General features: G+C 41.1%; 15 protein-coding genes. 1 reads left to right on the forward strand and 14 read right to left on the reverse strand.

Annotated features, from left to right (window positions below; genetic code table 11):
* Window positions 1-49 precede the first annotated feature (49 nt).
* The 13 genes from B9N65_RS11305 to B9N65_RS08145 form a co-directional block, all read right to left on the reverse strand.
* Entirely contained in the window at window positions 50-199 is a 150-nt protein-coding gene (locus B9N65_RS11305; RefSeq protein ID WP_155242212.1) for a hypothetical protein, read from the reverse strand.
* Window positions 196-3,456, reverse strand: coding sequence for a carbamoyl-phosphate synthase large subunit (gene carB / locus B9N65_RS08090; protein ID WP_087583512.1), 3,261 nt, complete (start codon window positions 3,454-3,456; stop codon window positions 196-198). The genes B9N65_RS11305 and carB overlap by 4 nt, the downstream gene beginning before the upstream one ends.
* Window positions 3,456-4,211 (reverse strand): rod shape-determining protein MreC, encoded by a 756-nt coding sequence (gene mreC, locus B9N65_RS08095; protein ID WP_087583513.1) that lies wholly within the window; start codon window positions 4,209-4,211, stop codon window positions 3,456-3,458. The genes carB and mreC overlap by 1 nt, the downstream gene beginning before the upstream one ends.
* The gene (locus B9N65_RS08100; RefSeq protein WP_002939972.1) at window positions 4,201-5,238 is read right to left on the reverse strand and encodes a rod shape-determining protein; all 1,038 of its coding nucleotides are present in this window, start codon (window positions 5,236-5,238) and stop codon (window positions 4,201-4,203) included. Before B9N65_RS08100 ends, mreC begins: the two co-directional genes overlap by 11 nt.
* A 9-nt stretch (window positions 5,239-5,247) precedes the next feature.
* Window positions 5,248-6,480 (reverse strand): ATP-dependent Clp protease ATP-binding subunit ClpX, encoded by a 1,233-nt coding sequence (gene clpX / locus B9N65_RS08105; RefSeq protein ID WP_087583514.1) that lies wholly within the window; start codon window positions 6,478-6,480, stop codon window positions 5,248-5,250.
* Window positions 6,480-7,268, reverse strand: coding sequence for an acyl-ACP--UDP-N-acetylglucosamine O-acyltransferase (lpxA, locus tag B9N65_RS08110; protein ID WP_087583515.1), 789 nt, complete (start codon window positions 7,266-7,268; stop codon window positions 6,480-6,482). The genes clpX and lpxA overlap by 1 nt, the downstream gene beginning before the upstream one ends.
* A 26-nt stretch (window positions 7,269-7,294) precedes the next feature.
* Window positions 7,295-7,741: a 3-hydroxyacyl-ACP dehydratase FabZ gene (fabZ, locus tag B9N65_RS08115; protein ID WP_004317884.1), complete on the reverse strand. Its 447-nt coding sequence runs from the start codon at window positions 7,739-7,741 to the stop codon at window positions 7,295-7,297.
* Window positions 7,742-7,851: 110 nt separating this feature from the next.
* Window positions 7,852-8,928 carry an epoxyqueuosine reductase QueH gene (locus tag B9N65_RS08120; protein ID WP_087583516.1) on the reverse strand — a complete coding sequence of 359 codons (1,077 nt, stop codon included), beginning with the start codon at window positions 8,926-8,928 and terminating at the stop codon, window positions 7,852-7,854.
* A gap of 26 nt (window positions 8,929-8,954) precedes the next feature.
* A complete protein-coding gene (locus B9N65_RS08125) occupies window positions 8,955-9,704 on the reverse strand; it encodes an ATP-binding cassette domain-containing protein (protein ID WP_087583517.1) in 750 nt (249 codons plus the stop codon).
* Window positions 9,701-10,381 (reverse strand): ATP-binding cassette domain-containing protein, encoded by a 681-nt coding sequence (locus B9N65_RS08130; RefSeq protein ID WP_087583518.1) that lies wholly within the window; start codon window positions 10,379-10,381, stop codon window positions 9,701-9,703. The genes B9N65_RS08125 and B9N65_RS08130 overlap by 4 nt, the downstream gene beginning before the upstream one ends.
* Window positions 10,378-11,178: an ABC transporter permease gene (locus B9N65_RS08135; protein ID WP_087583519.1), complete on the reverse strand. Its 801-nt coding sequence runs from the start codon at window positions 11,176-11,178 to the stop codon at window positions 10,378-10,380. Before B9N65_RS08135 ends, B9N65_RS08130 begins: the two co-directional genes overlap by 4 nt.
* Window positions 11,175-12,113, reverse strand: coding sequence for an ABC transporter permease (locus tag B9N65_RS08140; protein ID WP_087583520.1), 939 nt, complete (start codon window positions 12,111-12,113; stop codon window positions 11,175-11,177). The genes B9N65_RS08135 and B9N65_RS08140 overlap by 4 nt, the downstream gene beginning before the upstream one ends.
* Before the next feature lie 12 nt (window positions 12,114-12,125).
* A complete protein-coding gene (locus B9N65_RS08145; protein ID WP_087583521.1) occupies window positions 12,126-13,658 on the reverse strand; it encodes an ABC transporter substrate-binding protein in 1,533 nt (510 codons plus the stop codon).
* Window positions 13,659-13,832: 174 nt separating this feature from the next.
* Here B9N65_RS08145 and B9N65_RS08150 point away from each other — a divergent pair, with 174 nt between their 5' ends.
* On the forward strand, window positions 13,833-17,153 hold the full coding sequence (locus B9N65_RS08150) for a DUF748 domain-containing protein (RefSeq protein ID WP_087583522.1): 3,321 nt from the start codon (window positions 13,833-13,835) through the stop codon (window positions 17,151-17,153).
* Here B9N65_RS08150 and B9N65_RS08155 read toward each other — a convergent pair.
* A complete protein-coding gene (locus B9N65_RS08155; RefSeq protein ID WP_021084112.1) occupies window positions 17,150-17,554 on the reverse strand; it encodes a hypothetical protein in 405 nt (134 codons plus the stop codon). The genes B9N65_RS08150 and B9N65_RS08155 overlap by 4 nt on opposite strands.
* Window positions 17,555-17,630: the final 76 nt, after the last annotated feature.

Genomic DNA, 17,630 nt, shown 5'->3' on the forward strand with positions numbered 1-17,630 from the left:
TATCTCTAAAATCACAAAGTCCCCAAAGCCCAGCTCTAATCTTATAAAATTATTTATTAGTCTGCACTATCCGCCTTATACTAGCAAACGGGGTTTTGCTGCCCCAAGTACTCACATCAGTTTTATGATAGAGATCAAAAAGCGTTGCCATACCACCAAGGCTAGCTAACGCTTCTATTACACACTCTTTTTGATTCATCTCTCGCTTAGATACTCTTGCAAGCTTTTTACCTCAAGTGCTTTGCCAGTTTGAACTGTGCTTAGTGACTTAGCAGCTGCAAGTGCTGCACGGATAGTTGTGAAGTATGGGATCTTAAATCTAAGCACATTTTGGCGGATCTTTTTGCCATCATCCACGCTTGATTTAGTATCGCTTGTATTTATAACAAGTGCTATATCACCATTTTTAAGCCTATCTTCGACGTTTGGTCTGCCCTCGCTTATCTTATAGACAAACTCAGCCTCCACGCCAGCATCGATTAAAATTTTATGCGTACCGCCAGTTGCGACGATGCTAAAACCAAGTGCTATTAGCTCTTTTGCAAGGTCTGGCGCGTAAGATTTATCAGCGTCAGCTAGCGTTAAAAATACCCTGCCTTTGCTTGGCAAAGTGTTGCTAGCAGCGATCTGGCTCTTTGCAAATGAGCTTGCAAAGTCGTGGCTTATGCCCATGACCTCGCCCGTGCTCTTCATCTCAGGGCCAAGGATGAGATCGGCGCCACTTAGCTTGTTAAATGGCAACACGCACTCTTTTACACAAACATGCGAACTTACGCGAGGTTTTAGGATGTCGCCGTCCTCATAAACAACTCTATAATCATCATAAAATTTAAGCGCCTCACGTAAATTTCCCTGCCACATAACTCTTGTAGCTACCTTTGCCATAGGCACGCCAGTAGCCTTGCTCACAAACGGCACAGTCCTGCTCGCGCGAGGATTTACCTCGATCATATAAAGCTCGTTTTCATAGATGGCAAACTGGATATTCATAAGGCCAACAACGCCTAAATTTAGCGCGATATCTCTGGTTTGCCTCTCCACTTTTTTTATCATTTCATCACTTAAACTCATCGGTGGCAATATGCAAGCTGAGTCGCCAGAGTGAATTCCAGCCTCCTCGATGTGCTCCATTATCGCACCTATATAGATCTCTTTGCCGTCACATATAGCGTCTACGTCGAGCTCTTTTGCATCTTGTAAAAATTTATCAAGTAGCACTGGCGAGTGGTTGCTAACCTTTACCGCCTCGCTCATATACTCTTTTAGCTCACTCTCGTTATGCACCCTTCTCATCGCTCTGCCGCCTAAAACGTAGCTTGGGCGAACAAGCACTGGGTAGCCAATATTTGCGGCCTTTTGCAAGGCTTCTTCTAGACTAGTGGCGGTGTCGTTTTTAGGCTGAAGGACGCCTATTTTATTTATAAATTCGCTAAATTTCTTTCTATCCTCGGCCACGTCGATCACTCTTGCGGTTGTGCCGATGATCTTAGCGCCGATCACGCTTAGACGCTTTGCAAATTTAAGCGGAGTTTGGCCGCCAAAATGCACGATCACGCCGTCTGGCTTTTCACGCTCGATGACCGATCTAATGTGCTCAAAATCGATCGGCTCAAAGTACAAAATATCGCTCGTGTCGTAGTCGGTTGAGACGGTTTCTGGGTTGCAGTTATACATTATCGTCTTTATGCCAAGGTCTCTTAGGGCGTAGCTTGCATGCACGCAGCAGTAGTCAAACTCTATACCCTGGCCGATCCTGTTTGGACCGCCGCCTATTATCATCACCTTTTTAGCGTCTTTTACAGGCTCTTTTTTAGGAAATTTAGTGATATTTGTGGTTGAGTAAAGATACGGCGTTAGTGCCTTAAACTCGCCCGCACAAGTATCGACCTCGTTGTATTCAAGCTCGATGCCAAGCTTCTGCCTAGCAAAATAGATATCATTTTGGCTAAGCTCAAGATCGTCTTTTTCATTTATAAGCACAGCTATCATCTTGTCTGAAAAGCCCATACTTTTGGCCTCTCGTAGCAGCTCTTCGTTGTTTAAGATATCCATGTCTATCTTATCTTCAAATTTAACTATCTCATAAATTTGCTCCAAAAACCAAGGATCGATCTTGCTAAACTCATGCACCTCAGCCACGCTAAAGCCATCTCTAAATGCTTGTGCTAGATATAAAATTCTTCTCTCATTTGCATTTCTGATGCCATAAATCAAAGTGTTTTTCTCTAGGCTAAGGCTGTTAAATCCGCAAAGATCGCGCTCTAGGCTACAAAGCGCCTTTTGGATACTCTCTTTAAATGTCCTACCTATCGCCATAACCTCGCCAACTGACTTCATCGCAGTGCCTAGATATGGGTTTGATCCTGGGAATTTCTCAAATGTAAAGCGTGGGATCTTTGTCACGATATAATCAATCACCGGCTCAAAGCTAGCAGGCGTGCCAGTGATGTCGTTTTTGATCTCATCTAGGCTAAAGCCAACTGCAAGCAGTGTCGCAACCTTTGCGATCGGATAGCCAGTAGCCTTACTAGCAAGTGCTGAGCTTCGGCTAACGCGTGGGTTCATCTCGATAACGATCATACGGCCCGTTTTTGGGTCTATGGCAAACTGCACGTTGCTGCCGCCAGTATCAACGCCGATCTCACGAAGTATGGCAAAGCTAGCGTCACGCATCGCCTGATACTCTTTATCTGTGAGTGTGAGTGCTGGTGCGACTGTGATGCTATCGCCTGTATGCACGCCCATTGGATCGAAATTTTCGATCGAGCAGACGATGATGCAGTTGTCATTTCTATCTCTGATGACCTCCATCTCATACTCTTTCCAGCCAAGCAAGCTCTCTTCTATCAAAATTTCATGTATCGGGCTTGCGTCAAGGCCAGTGTTGGCTAGCTCTTTAAATTCGTCCATATTGTAAGCCACGCCGCTTCCTGCGCCACCAAGCGTGTAGCTAGCTCTTATGATGAGCGGAAAGCCTATCTCGTTTGCCGCATTTAGCGCGTCGTCCATGTTATAAGCATATCTACTCTCAGGCAGGTCCATGCCGATCTTTTGCATGGTCGCTTTAAAAATTTGTCTATCTTCGCCCTTTTTTATCGCTTCTGGGTTTGCACCAAGAAATTTGACATCTTTTAAAAGGCCACTCTCAAAGACTTCCATAGCGGCATTTAGCGCCACTTGACCGCCCATCGTTGGCAAGATAGCATCAATATTTTCTTTTTCAATAATCTTTAAAATGCTATCTTTTGTGATCGGCTCTATATACGTTGCGTCGGCGAAATTTGGGTCAGTCATGATGGTGGCTGGGTTTGAGTTGATAAGCACTACGCGGTATCCAAGTTCTTTTAGTGTCTTGGCTGCTTGCGTGCCTGAGTAGTCAAATTCGCAGGCTTGACCGATGACGATAGGGCCTGAGCCGATTAGCAAAATGGTATTTATATCTGTTCTTTTTGGCATCATTTTTCCTTTGTTACAACGTATAGGTAGTTTGGTATGTTTAGCTTCGCATAGGGCTCAACTATCACGCTTTGATAGGAGCTCTCTTTTAAAATTTTACTCACGCGCCCTACTGGCACCCCACTAAAAAATATCCCATCAAGCCCGCTCGTAAAGACCTCATCGCCCTCTTTTGGGCTGAGCCATTGTGGGATAAATTTCACCATTATTTGACCTTGATTTCCATGCGCGACGCCTGGAATTTTCTCGTTTCCTATATAGACTGCAAATATACTTTTTGGGTCATTTTGCAAGTAGGCTAGTGGCTTGCCGTCTTTTGCGATGACGATGCCAGCACTGCTTCCTTGATAGATGAGACCGTAAATTTTATTTGGGTCGTATCCTTCAAACTCGCTTATCCAAATTTTATTATAATCCCCAATATGAACGTAGCTAAGCCCTTTTACTAGCTTTACAGCTGGGGCGTAGGCAGTTGAGTTTTTATCTTTTAAAATTTGATTTAGCTCGTTTGCAAAAGTAGATAGAAGCGTAGCTGAGCGCTCTAGCTCTTTGTTTTGCGCTCTTAGCCTTTCTATCTCGCTAGCCTGCCTAAAATATTCATTTATATAATCTTTCACGCTTTTGGCAAAATTGTCGTATGAATTTATAGCGTAGTTGCTAAATTTGATAGAAATGTTGCTTAAAATTTCGCCCTTAAACATCGAGGCGCCAGCAAGCAACGCTATAAAAACAAAAAGAACAATCTTACTCTTCATTTGTTAGCTGTTGTAAAAGTCCGATCTCTTGAAGTGCCTTGCCTGTGCCTCTAGCAACAGCAAGAAGCGGCTCATCAGCTACAAATACTGGAAGTTTAACGATATCAGACAAGAACTTGTCAAGCCCTCTAATGAGCGCTCCACCGCCAGTTAGCACGATACCAGTCTCGACGATATCGCCAGCAAGATCAGGCGGCATCATCTCAAGCACGGTTTTTAGCGCATCTGCGATCTCTTTTAGCGGCTCTCTCATCGCCTCTCTCACGTCTTCACTTGTTAGCTCAACCCTGCTTAAAAGCCCGCTCACTTGATCGCGTCCTTTTACCACTACGCTTAGCTCTTTTTCAAGCTGCACAGCAGAGCCCACAGCGATCTTTATCTCCTCGCCTGTTCTCTCACCTATTAGTAAGTTGTATTTTTCTTTTATGTAATTAACTATGCTGCTATCTATCTTATCGCCAGCTGTGCGGATAGATTTTGATATTACCAGACCGCCAAGTGAGACGACACCGATCTCAGTCGTACCACCGCCGATATCAACTACAAGGTTGCCTTGTGGCTCTCTAACTGGTAAATTTGCTCCGATAGCTGCTGCCATAGGCTCTTCTATCAAAAATACCTCTCTTGCACCAGCACTTAATGCGCTCTCTCTAACAGCCTTTCTCTCAACCTGAGTAAGTCCGTAAGGAACTGAGATGATGATCCTTGGGCGTAAGAAATTTTTTCTTCTATGAGTCTTTTCTATAAAGTAGCGTATCATCCTCTCTGTCATATCAAAGTCCGCGATAACGCCATCTCTCATCGGTCTTATCGCCTCGATGTCGCCAGGAGTTTTTCCCACCATCTCTTTTGCAGCGTGGCCGACTGCTAGAATTTTTTGTTTTCCATATTTTTCACGTCTTACTGCAACAACTGATGGTTCATTTATGATTATTCCCTTATCTTTTACCAAAACCAAAGTGTTTGCCGTACCTAAATCTATACCCATATCACTTGAGAAAAAACCTATAACCTGATCTAAAAACATCTATTTCCTTTACGCTGTTAATTTATTGTGCTTTACCAAAATCGGCTTTGCCTTATCTTTTACCGTCTCTTTTGAGATCACGATATCGTAGTCTTTTAGCTCTGGCAGATCATACATTATATCTGTCATGAGCTCTTCCATTATGCTTCTAAGCCCTCTTGCTCCGGTCTTTCGCTCGATAGCAAGGCTCGCTATCTCTTCAAGTGCCTCATCATCAAATTTAAGCGTAGCACCATCGATCGCACAGAGCTTTTGATATTGTTTTAATATCGCATTTTTTGGCTCGGTCAAAATTTTAACCATATCCTCTTTTGTTATCTCATTTAAAGTAGCCACCACGTGAAGTCTGCCGATGAGCTCTGGGATGAGGCCATATTTTACAAGATCGTCTGGCTCAAGCAGGCTTAGTAAATTTTCTTTTTCGTTTTTGCCACGTTTTTCTTGATTAAATCCAAGTACGTTTTTACCAACTCTGCGCTCGATGATATCAAGAAGTCCGTCAAATGAACCGCCGCAAACAAATAAGATATTTGTCGTATCTATCTGGATGAAGTCTTGATTTGGATGCTTTCTGCCGCCTTTTGGTGGGATATTTACGACGCTGCCTTCGATGATCTTTAAAAGCGCTTGCTGCACGCCCTCGCCTGAGACATCTCTTGTGATGCTTCTATTTTCGCTCATTCTAGCGATCTTATCGATCTCATCGACAAATACAATGCCCTGCTCCGCCTTTTTCACGTCGCCATTTGCAGCTTGCAAGAGCCTTGTGAGGATATTTTCAACGTCCTCGCCGACATATCCAGCCTCAGTTAGGCTTGTTGCATCGCAAATCGCGATAGGCACGTCAAGAAATCTCGCCAAAGTCTGAGCCATCAAGGTCTTGCCGCTACCAGTTGGACCAACAAGCAAGATGTTTGACTTTGAAATTTCGGTGTCGTCTTTGATGTCGCTTTGTTTAAAAATTCTCTTATAGTGGTTATATACGCCGACGCTAAAGACCTTTTTAGCCCTATCTTGACCGATCACGTAGTTATCAAGTACCGCTTTTAGCTCCTTTGGTGTGAGCTTTTGATACTCTATCGCCTCTTCGTTTTTGCTCTCTTCTACACTCGTATCACCATGTATCATATCGTATGCTGCTGCTATACAGTACTCGCATATATAGGCGTTTCCTTCGATATCTGCTAATAATCTTCTCTCAGCAGACTCAGCCTCGCCACAAAAATTACACTTTCTAGCCATTAATCTCTTCCTTTTGCAAGCGGAATTCCTCTTGTCGTTTCTAATATAAATTTACACATTTTTTTAACATTTTCATCGCTGGTTTTTGCGATCAGCTCATTTGCTTGATCTTTTAGGCTGATGCCTTGATTAAACAAAAATTTATAAGCACGAACAAGCTCTTCAACCTGCTCTTTGTCAAATCTACGTCTAATGCCAACTAAATTTAAACTTCTTATATAGGCTCTGTTGCCCTCAGCTAGGCAAAATGGCACTACATCTTGGCTGAGCGCACTAGCCCCCGCGACCATGCAGCTTTCCCCCACTCTAACAAACTGGTGAATAGGTGTAAGGCCGCCCACAACAGCGTAGTCACCAAGCTCGACGTGACCTGCTAGAGTTGCATTATTTGCCAAAATGACGTTGCTGCCTATTATGCAGTCGTGTGCGATGTGAGAATATGCCATGATAAAGGCGTTATCGCCGATCCTTGTTATGCCATCGCCCTTGTGCGTGCCTGAGTTTATCGTGCAAAACTCACGTATAGTTGCGTGCTCGCCGATGATGACGCCAGTATCGACCTCATCTTTATAGCTGATATCTTGCGGGATGTCGCCCACGATGGCGTAGCTAAATACACGAGAGTTATCGCCGATCCTCGTCTTGCCAAGCACCCTTGCGCCTTGTTTTATCGTGACGTTGTTGCCAAGGACTGTATCTTTACTTACAAATGCGTAAGCCTCGATATTTGCGTCATCTCCTATTATCGCTCCATCTTCTATAACGGCTGTTTGGTGGATATTTTTCATTTTTTCTCTTTTTCTTAAGCAAAAGCCTATTTATCGACTATCATCGCTTTTAGTTCAGCCTCGGCGCATAGCACGTCGTCTACGTATGCTTTGCCTTCAAGCACCCAAATATTTCCCTTATGCTTTAACACGTTTAGTCTGTACTCTAGCCTATCTCCAGGGCGGACTGGATGGCGAAATTTAGCCCCATCTATGCTCATAAAATAGACCACTTTGTTTTCAATGCCAGCTTGGTGCTCGTCACTCATACTCTTAAACGCTAGCACGCCACCAGCTTGCGCCATACCCTCAATGATCATCACACCTGGATAGATCGGGTGACCTGGGAAGTGCCCCTGAAATATCGGCTCGCCAATGGTTACATTTTTATAAGCGACGATGTTTTTCGCAGGCTCTAGCTCGACAACTCTATCGATAAGCAAAAATGGAAATCTATGTGGGAGAATTTTTTGAATTTCTACGACGTCTATCACGTTTTAGCCTTAGTAATGTAAATTTTGGCAGATTGTAACAAATTTATACTAAGAAAAAAATTATTAGCCTCTTTTAAAATCTCTGAAATTTAGCCTTAATAGGTCTAAATTTAGCCCTCTAAAACCAAAATTTCTTCGCTGTCGTTGTAAAAAAGAGCCTTTGCGTAAATTTCGTAGCTGCCCTTTTTGACCTCGTCTAAGACGATGATAGGATTTTGTGAAAACTCCCCGCTTATATCACGGCGAAATTTCATCTCAGCGTCAAGCTCAAGCGGCCTTTTACAAAGCTCATCAACGCTTTTAAATTTACTATTTGTAAATTTATTAAAGCGCTCTATGCTCATAAATATCGCGCCCTCTTTTAGCTCATCGTCCATCTCGCAGTCGCGCTCTACGTTAAGCTTTAAGCTCTCTCTTTTAAAGCCAGAGTAGAGCACAAAGTAGCTTGGCACCACAGCGTTTTGAAATTTCACGCTAGCACGCAAAAGGCGGTAGTTTAAAAACCTTCTTCTAAAAAGGTGAAATTTCTCTCCTCTCGCCTCGCAAAGGCGCACCTTTTTGTAAAGCTCAAGCCTAGCCTCAATGCTTCCATAAAGTGCCCTTGCATGAAGCTCGCTCATTAGCTCACTTTGGGGTAAATTTTGCGAGTCGCGCTGTTTTTTTAGCGCAAAGACGCAGCCACAGTAGTTTTGGTGATAGAGCTTGTCTTTTTTAGCAAGGATAAACTGCTCGCTTGTGCCGCCATTTTTTCTATAATCAACCGCAACCGCTTCTAAATTTGAGCCAGCCACCGCCTCATCAAGCGCCTTTTTAAGCTGAGAAAAGTCCTTTTTTGGGCTCATCAAAAGTGTCGTCGTGATCTTACTAAGTCCTAGCTCAAGCGCCTTTTTAGCTGAGTCTTTCATACGAAAATCAAAGCAGTATTCGCACCTTTTGCCCTTTTCTGGCTCATCTTCAAGTCCTTTTGTGCCACCAAGCCACGCTTTGTAGTCGTATTCGCCACATATTAGCTTGATGCCTAGCTTCTCGCAGCTTCGCTTCACGTCCTCAAAACGCAGTAAAAATTCGCTATATGGATGTATGTTTGGATCATAAAAATAGCCTACTATTCGCTCATTTGGATAGTCTTTTCGTAGGCGCCCTAAAAAGTAGTGGCTATCGACCGAGCAGCAGATATGAACTAGCAAATTTGACCTTTTTTGCTTGCATTATATCAAAGTTTGGCGTCATAAAATTTAGCCGCGTCAAGGTATTTTTTAAGGACATTTTGGCTTGCAAGATCTTCAAATTTACCCCACGCCACTTGCTTGCCAGATTCGATGATTAGCACCTTTTGCGCTATCTTCATCGCACTTAGGATATCGTGCGTGATAAAAATAATGCTGATCTTTTTATCCAAGTTTAAAAGCAAATTTATGATCTTTTGCTTCGTCTCATTATCAAGCCCGCTTGTTATCTCGTCGCAGATTAGGATTTTTGGCTTTGAAAGAAGCGCTAGCAGTATCCCAACTCTTGTCGCCTCACCGCCACTTAGCTGTGACGGATATTTGCCTAAAATTTCATCTTTTAAATTTAAATTTGCTAGAAGCTCTTTGAGCTCATTTTGGCTAAAGCTAAGCTTAAGATATGACCTCACGTGAGCGATGGCTGTTTTTACTTTTAGTGCTGGATTTAGGGCTTGTTTTTGGTTTTGCAAGATATATCTGATATCTTTTTTAAGCTCATTTTTGTCCGTGATCTCTTCATTATTTATATAAATTTTTCCCCCGCTTTTTAGCTCGCTAAATGATATGAGCTTTGCAAGCGTGCTTTTGCCACTGCCACTTTGACCCAAAATGGCTAAATTTTCGCCATCATCAAGCTCGCAACTTATCCCCTCTAAAAGGTGCAAAACTTCGGCTCTAGCGTTAAAATGCTCCTTAAAGCTTAAACTTTTTGATACGTTTTCAAGCCTGATTTTCACGCATTTTCCTTTAAATTTAGCCGCCCATCTCTCATCTGCCAAATTTCATCACTAAGATAGTTCGTTAGCGCCTCATCGTGCGAGATAAAAATGACGCTCATTTTGCCTTTTAGGCTCTCTAAAATGCCCGCCACGTGGCTAGCGCTAATGCTATCAAGCCCGCTTGTTATCTCATCGCAGATTAAAATTTTTGGCTTCAAGCAAAGCGCAAGAGCGATCTGCACACGGCTCGCCTCACCGCCACTTAGCTCGTATGAGTATTTGTGCCAGATGAGATTTGCATTACCCAGCCCAAACTCCCTAAAATAAGCAAATGCAAGCTCTTTATTTGATTTATTATCGCCGCCAAGATAGGCATTAAAGTGATCGCCCACGTTTAAGAGCGGATGAAGGCTGGCAACGGAGTTTTGAAAAACGAGCGCAGCGACCTTTTTTCGGTGCTCTTTTAGCTCATTTTGACTAAGTTTTAAGATATCTTTTTTATAAATACTAAATTTATCCGCTCTCACTCTAAATTTATCATCAAAAAGCCTTATTAAGCTCTTTGCAAAGAGCGATTTGCCGCTGCCACTTGCACCCGTGATACCTATAAATTTACCCTCGCCCATGGCAAAATCAAGCTCTCGCAAAAGCTTCTTATCCTTATAAAAAACGTTTAAATTTTTAATCTCTATCATATTTTTATATTGCCATTTTTTGAATTTGACGTGATGATCGAGGTTGCAAGGATGAGCAAAAAGAGCGTCACGCCAGGGAAAAGCACCATCCACCAAGAGCCAAGAAAAAGTGCCTCTTTGCTCTCATTTAGCATGATGCCAAGGCTTATTTTATTTGCGTCGCTACCCACGCCAAAAAAGCCAAGCGTAGCCTCCATAACGACTGCATTTATCGCGTTTATGCCAAAGATGCTAACTATTAGATGCTTTAAATTTGGCAAAATTTCAAAGCAGATAAGGCTAAATTTACCAGCTCCATTTATCACGGCTTGCTCGGCGTAGTCGCACTTTTTACTAAGTCTTAAATTTTGCATAAAGACTTTTGCGCCCTGCATAAACGAGCAAATGGCGATGATAAAAGATGTTATAAGCAGATCTCCGCTACTAAATGAGCTAAAAAGCATGATAAAAACGATGTTTGGGATACTTAAAAAGGCATCAAGTCCCTTGTCAAAAAGGCTCTCGCAAATCCTGCTCTTGCTTGTGCCAAAATACGCGTAGATGAGCGAGAAAAGCGTCGTTAAAAAGCCAGCTAAAAGCAAGATAAGAAGCGAGTTTTTAAGCGCGTAGGCTACTCTTATGAGATTGTCTCTACCAAGGATGTCAGTGCCAAAGATATGCTCGCTACTTGGAGCTAAATTTACCGCCATAAAGTCAGTGAAATTTGGCTCAAATTTAGAAAAAAATGGTGTCACAAAGGCAAATGTGACAAGCGACAAAAAGACAAAACAGGCTAGGAAAAATATGACTTTTCTCATAAATTTCTCTTATCTGCCAAGATAGCAAAAATTTTTGCTAGCAAATTTGCAAAAACGACAAAAACAGCCGTTAGCAAAATGGTTGCAAGTGCGACTGGATAGTCTTTGGCGATGACTGCATCAAGGCTAAGCTTGCCAATGCCTGGAAATGAAAAAATGCTCTCAATGACGTATGAGCCAGCAAAAACGCCAGCTACAAGGGTTGCGAAATAATAGACTATATCGGTGCTTGCGTGCTTTATCGCAAAGAGATAAATTTTGCCCCGCCCCAAACCTCTAGCGTGAGCCGTCTGGATAAAGTCAGCGTTTAGGCTTTGATTTAGCCTGTCTCTTACAAATTTCACGTTTGCGCCAAGGTGTGGCAAGATGATGGCAAGCGTTGGCAAGATGATAAATTTAGCCCCTACTCCGCTAGAGCCTAGCTCGTTTGCGCCAGAGCTTGGTAGCACGTTTAGATAGACGCTAAAGATGGCTATTAGCACGAGTGCTACGTAAAAATGTGGCAATGAAGCTAGCAAAAAGGAGCTAAAGTTTATAAAGATATCGGCAAATTTATTCTTATAAATGGCGCTTAAAAGCCCCAAGAAAAATGACAAAAAAACTATCAGAAAAAATGAGGCAAAAAACAAAATAAGCGAGTTTAAAAGTCTCTCTTTAATGAGTAAAAAAACGCTTGCCCCACTTACAAAACTAGTGCCAAAGTCCCCAGTAACAAAGTGAGCCAGCCATCTAAAATACTGCACAAAAAAGCCATCTTTTAGCCCCAAATTTTCTAAAATTTGCTCCTTTATAGCCACGCTCACCGCCTCACTTCGCAAAAACATCGCATCAGTGACGTTTCCTGGCAAAAAATATATGAGCAAAAATAGAAAAAATGAGATGAAAAACAGCAACCCAAGGCTTGAGATCGCTGTTTTTAAAATGGCTCTAAACAAAGTTTTTATCCACTATTTTACTTGCCACTCTCTTATGTTCCATAAAAATCCAGCCCCATGGTGGCCTAAAATTTGCGTCTTTATGCCTGAAATTTTGTTGTTAAAAACGAGCGGATAGTCAAGATAGGCTATAAAAATGTAAGGTGGATTTTCAAAAAGCGCTTTTAGAAATTCTTTGTAGTATTTTTTTCTAAGCTCCACGTCCTTTGTGTATCTTGCGTTTTTTAGGGCAAGATCGACGTTTGCGTCCTTGTAGTGGCTAAAATTCCAGCCATTTTCATTGACATCGATGTCGGCAAATCCGCCAAAAATTCTATATGTGTGAAAGTCTGGATCAAATGGGCTTCCCCAGCCGATCACAAAGCTATCGACCTTGCTTATGCTAAAGGCTGTTTTTGGCTTTGCATAGGCTTTGGCTCTCACGCCAAATTTCTCAAACTCGCTGCTTAAAATTTTGGCTAGATTGACCCTTAAAATGTCGTTATTAAAAGCGTAGATATCAAAGCCAAGCTCCTTGCCGTCCTTCTCGAAAAAGCCAGCCTTGTTTTTCTTAAAGCCGCTTTTTTCAAGTAGCTCCCTAGCCTTTTGCGGATCGTAGCTAAATTTAAACTCGCTGTCGTTTGCAAAGCTTTTTTCTATCGGGTTGTTCGCTACGCTTGCATATCCGTGAAATAGTTTTTTAACTATCTCGTCTTTATTAACCGCGTAGTTTAGGGCTATCCTTACATTTTTATCTTGAAAGATAGGATCATTAAAGTTAAACATCAAAGCCCTGTAGTCCGCACTTTTAAACTTAAGCAAGCTTAATTTTTTATCATCTTTTATGAAATTTACACCAGTTGGAGAGATGAGCGCAACGTCGATTTCGCCGCTTTTAAGCCCAACGAGCCTTAAATTTTCATCGCCAACTATCTTTAAAAATAGCCTTTTTATCTTTGGCTCACCTTTATAAAATTTATCATTTGCCACAAACTCCAAACTCTCATCTTTTTTCCATTTTACAAGCTTGTATGCACCAGTGCCGATAGGTGCGTCATTAAATTTATCAGTCGCGATATCTTTGCCCTTTAAAATGTGCTCAGGCAAAACGCCAAAGCTAAGCGCATCTAAAAACGGCGGAAAAGGCTCACTAAGCGTGATCTTTACTTTATAATCGCCCAAAATTTCAACGCTTTTTACCACCTCGTAGTTTGAGATAGCAGGGGCATTTAGCTTCTTATCTTGAGCCGCTTCGATGGTAAATTTAACGTCCTTTGCGCTAAATTTTACCCCGTCATGCCAAAACGCATCATCTCTTAGCTCAAAAACATACTCCAGACCGTCATCGCTCACCTGCCAAGACTTGGCAAGCTCAGGCACGACGTGGCTATTTTCATCGTGGCTAGTAAGTCCAGAAAAAACCAGTGAAAGCGTAGGATCGTGATCCTCGTCGTAGAGTGGATTTATACGAGGTGTTTGCTCCTCGATAGCGACCACAACGGCATTTTCATTTGCATAAGCAAAGGCAGAAAACAACAAAAACAATAAAGCCAAAAATCTCTTCATCACTCGCTCCTTTGTTTAAAAAATATTTGACGAATAGTAATACGAAATGCATAAAAGTATTATTAAGATAAGTGTAAATTTAATGTATAGAAAATTTGAAATTTCTAACTAACTTTTAACCTTTTTTAAAGTAAAATCAAGGCTCATTTTAGCTTACAAAAAGGTAAATTTCCAATGGATAAAAAGAAAAAAATAGCCCTAATCACCGGCATCTGCGTAGTTTCACTTTTGCTTATCTACACGCTTCTTGGCTTTTTTGGTCTGCCTTATGCTATCAAAAATATCGCACCAAAATACCTAAAAGACTACAACGCAACGCTTTTTGTAAGTGATGCTAAATTTAACCCATTTACCTTCGAGCTAAACGCTACAAATGCCGAGCTAAACACCACTTCTCCGCTTTTTAGCACGAAGCAGATCGACCTTAAGCTAAAGCCATTTTCTATCTTTAAAAAGCTAGTTGAGATAGACATTTTTAGGCTAGATGAGCCAAAAGTAAAGATCACAAGAGATAAAAAAGCAAATTTTAACTTTAGCAATTTTATAAGCGATGATAACGCAACCAGCGATGATAAAAGCACCAGCTCGATAAATTTCGCGCTAAATAACGCCAAGATCATCAAAGGTTCATTTTCATATAGCGATCAAAATTTAACAAAGCCATTTAATGTAAGCTTTGATGATATAAACTACGAGCTAAGCTCGCTAAATACGAAGAAAAATAGCGCTGGCAGTCACATCTTTGACTCAAACTCAAGCCTAGCGCACAAGATCGATCTAAATGGCGATATCAAGCTAAATCCACTAAAAATAGAGGGCAATGTCAGCATAAAAGACTTTAGCATAAAGCCAGTTGCGATAAGTTTTATCGATAATGACACGTTAAATCTAAAAAATGCCATTATAAACTTAAAGATAAACTACGCTTTAAAAGCCGATGAGAACGCAACTAGGATAAATTTAAAAGATGGCTTTTTAAATATAAAAGGACTAAGTTTAGATGAAGGCGCAAATGAGCTTAGCCTTGGCGAGCTAGAGCTTCCAAAATTTGATCTTGTTAGTAAGATAGCGGATAAAACAGAGGCTGCGCTAAATTTAAGCGCTATAAATTTAAATGATATCTCTTTTAAAAATGCTATCTCCGCAAGCGTAAAATCACTAAATTTAAGTGATATCTCGCTTCTTGCAAATTTAAATGAAAAAAGCGAGCTAAACGCCACAGCCAAGCTAAAAAGCATAGGCGTAAACGCTCTTAAAGTTGATGAAGCAGATAGAAATTTAGCAAATTTAAAAGATATAAATGCTTCAAATTTAAATATAAATTTAGCAAATAACAAAACCGCTCTAACGCTTGAAAAAATAGCACTTAATGGCATCAATGCGCCACTTAGCAAAAACGCAAATGCAAATGTAGCAAGTGCTGGCGCGACAAATACAAGCTTCACAATGGATGGCAACAAAAGCCTTGCGAGCCTTGATGAGCTAAATGTAAAAAACATAGAGCTTAAAGCAAAAAATAAAGATATAGCAAGCGTCGCTGATGTGGGGGTAAAGAGCATAAGCTTTGATCTTTTAAAAATGGCTCTAAATATCGCTAGTGTCGATGTTAATAAGCCTAAATTTGCTTCAGAACTAAACGACAATGGTCTAAGCGCTGTAAGTGAGCTAGGATTTGGCGAGCAGAGCGCAAAAGCTACAAAGGCGGCAAAACACAATAAAAAAGTAGAGAAAAAGACTGAAAACAAAAGCGCTTCAAAAAGCAAAGAAAATGAGTTTAAATTTGATGTAAAAAATATAAGTGTAAATAACGCAGATATCGCTTTGACGCACCTTTTTGAAGGCGAGAAGATCGCTCATAAATTTGATAATCTTTTTGTAAAAGTAGCAAATTTAAGCAGCGATTTTAGCAAGCCATTTGACGCAAAAGTGGCGATGAAGAGCTCGCAAAAGCTAAATTTGGATGTTGAGTCCAAGATAAAGATCGAGCCACTTGATGTGAGTGCGAAGATCAAGCTAAATGATACAAATTTACCAAAGTATTTTGCCTATGCAAAGCCGTTTTTAGAAGCATCTCTAGCTAGCGGTCAGATGAGCGCAGATGCCCAGCTTCACTACGCAAAAGATATCAAAGCAGACGCAAAAGTTAGCATCAAAGATATAAGGCTAAATGGCAAAAAAACTGAAAAACTAATCGCCTTTAAAAGCCTAGATCTTGAAAAAATTTCATTTGCCAAAAATGACCTTGCCATAAGCGGAGTGAGCTTAAATTCGCCATTTATCAAGGCTCATCTAAGCAAAGAGCGTAAATTTAACCTATCTCAGATCGTAAAAGAGGATAAAAACAAGGCTAAAACCGAGACAAAACCTGAGAGCAAAAAGGCAGCTAGCAAAAAAGATGACGAGCTAAAATTTAGCGTTAAAAACTTCTCTTTAAAAAATGGCGAGGTTGATTTCTCGGACGCATCGCTATTTATGCCATTTGCCACAACGATCTCAAAGCTAAATGGCAAGCTCACTGACATCGATAAAAAGCGCCCAAGCTCAGGCGAGTTTCAAGGTGTGGTTGGTAAAAATGGCTTTGCGCAGATCACCGCAAAACTCTTTCCATTTGAGCTAAAGCAAAATACCGACATAAAGCTTGACTTTAAAGATATCGATCTAACTGATATAACGCCATATAGTGGGCAGTTTGTTGGCTATAAGATCAAAAAAGGCAAGCTAAATTTAAACCTAAACTACAGCGTCGTCGACTCAAAATTAAATGGCTCAAATTTCATAAATTTTGACTCACTTACACTTGGAGAGAAGGTTGATTCAAAAGACGCTGTAAATTTACCACTTTCGCTTGCTATCTCGATACTTAGCGATCAAAATAATCAAATAAACATCGACCTGCCGGTTGAGGGAAATTTAGACGATCCTGACTTTAAATATGGCGGCGTCATCTGGGCAGCTGTGAAAAAGCTCTTTGCTGACATCACGCTAGCTCCATTTAGATTTTTAGGCAACGCTTTAGGACTTGGCAGCAAAGATCTTAGCTCTATTGATTTTCTTGCTGGAAGTAGCGAGCTTATAAGCTCAGAAGCGCCTAAGATAGCTGATTTCATAAAGCTAACTGGCTCAAAACCTAAAATGAAGCTTAGCATAACGCCAACATACTCAAAACTCGATGAGAGCTTTTATAAGAACAAAAAACTAGATCAAAAGATCAATCAAATCATCGCTTCAAGCGGCAAAGACTACATCGCAGTTTTAAATGAGCTTGTGCCAAATTTAAAAGATAGAAGCGAAAAAGCCTTAAGAGAAGAGGCGCTAAAGAGCATCGAGGTCGATAAAGCAAAGCTAATAGAGCTTGCAAATGAGCGTGCAAATGCGGTAAAAGAGGCGCTTATAAAAGCTGGGCTTGAGGCTGGCCGCATAAATATAAACGATGCAACAAGCTCAGAGCCTAAGCAAAACACCTACACAAGCGTGCTAATGGGAGTGGCGAACTAAATTTCATTTATTTCGCTGCTTCTTGCATTATAGACAAACCAGCTAAGAAGCATAAGCATCATAAATGCCCCAAAAATAAGGCTTGCATAAAAATATAAATTAAAATCAGCTCCTAGCAAATTTGCGTTGTGAAGGGCGATCATAACGCCAGCTAAGGCGATTAAGTAGCCAATTAGCTTGATGATGAAAATTTTAGGATTTACAAGGATCAGCAAAAGGCCACAAAGTATGATGCCAAGGGCTATTTGTAAATTTGAAACGTCAGCTTGAGCGCTTGAAGTAAGCGTTAAAAAGCCAGCCAAAAGCGCCATTAGTATCATCAAAACCGCATAAACCGCCCTGCTTCGTCCAAAGCCATACATAAAGCAAACAAAGCCCTTATTTTGCCTGTTATAGTCCATTTTTCGCTCCTTTTGGAAGTTTGCTTATTTTAATGCCAAATTCTTAAATAACGGCTTTAATCTGAAATTTCACTCA

Origin of the sequence: Campylobacter concisus (genome assembly GCF_002165815.1) — a bacterium.
GTDB classification, from domain to species: Bacteria; Campylobacterota; Campylobacteria; order Campylobacterales; family Campylobacteraceae; genus Campylobacter_A; species Campylobacter_A concisus_BH.

What these genes read in the sequence shown, in the direction of transcription:
- B9N65_RS08155 (WP_021084112.1), bottom strand. Translation starts at nt 17,554, where the DNA reads ATGGACTATAACAGGCAAAATAAGGGCTTTGTTTGCTTTATGTATGGC.
- clpX (WP_087583514.1), bottom strand. Translation starts at nt 6,480, where the DNA reads ATGGCTAGAAAGTGTAATTTTTGTGGCGAGGCTGAGTCTGCTGAGAGA.
- B9N65_RS11305 (WP_155242212.1), bottom strand. Translation starts at nt 199, where the DNA reads ATGAATCAAAAAGAGTGTGTAATAGAAGCGTTAGCTAGCCTTGGTGGT.
- mreC (WP_087583513.1), bottom strand. Translation starts at nt 4,211, where the DNA reads ATGAAGAGTAAGATTGTTCTTTTTGTTTTTATAGCGTTGCTTGCTGGC.
- B9N65_RS08150 (WP_087583522.1), top strand. Translation starts at nt 13,833, where the DNA reads ATGGATAAAAAGAAAAAAATAGCCCTAATCACCGGCATCTGCGTAGTT.
- lpxA (WP_087583515.1), bottom strand. Translation starts at nt 7,268, where the DNA reads ATGAAAAATATCCACCAAACAGCCGTTATAGAAGATGGAGCGATAATA.
- B9N65_RS08145 (WP_087583521.1), bottom strand. Translation starts at nt 13,658, where the DNA reads ATGAAGAGATTTTTGGCTTTATTGTTTTTGTTGTTTTCTGCCTTTGCT.
- B9N65_RS08100 (WP_002939972.1), bottom strand. Translation starts at nt 5,238, where the DNA reads ATGTTTTTAGATCAGGTTATAGGTTTTTTCTCAAGTGATATGGGTATA.
- carB (WP_087583512.1), bottom strand. Translation starts at nt 3,456, where the DNA reads ATGCCAAAAAGAACAGATATAAATACCATTTTGCTAATCGGCTCAGGC.
- B9N65_RS08130 (WP_087583518.1), bottom strand. Translation starts at nt 10,381, where the DNA reads ATGATAGAGATTAAAAATTTAAACGTTTTTTATAAGGATAAGAAGCTT.
- B9N65_RS08135 (WP_087583519.1), bottom strand. Translation starts at nt 11,178, where the DNA reads ATGAGAAAAGTCATATTTTTCCTAGCCTGTTTTGTCTTTTTGTCGCTT.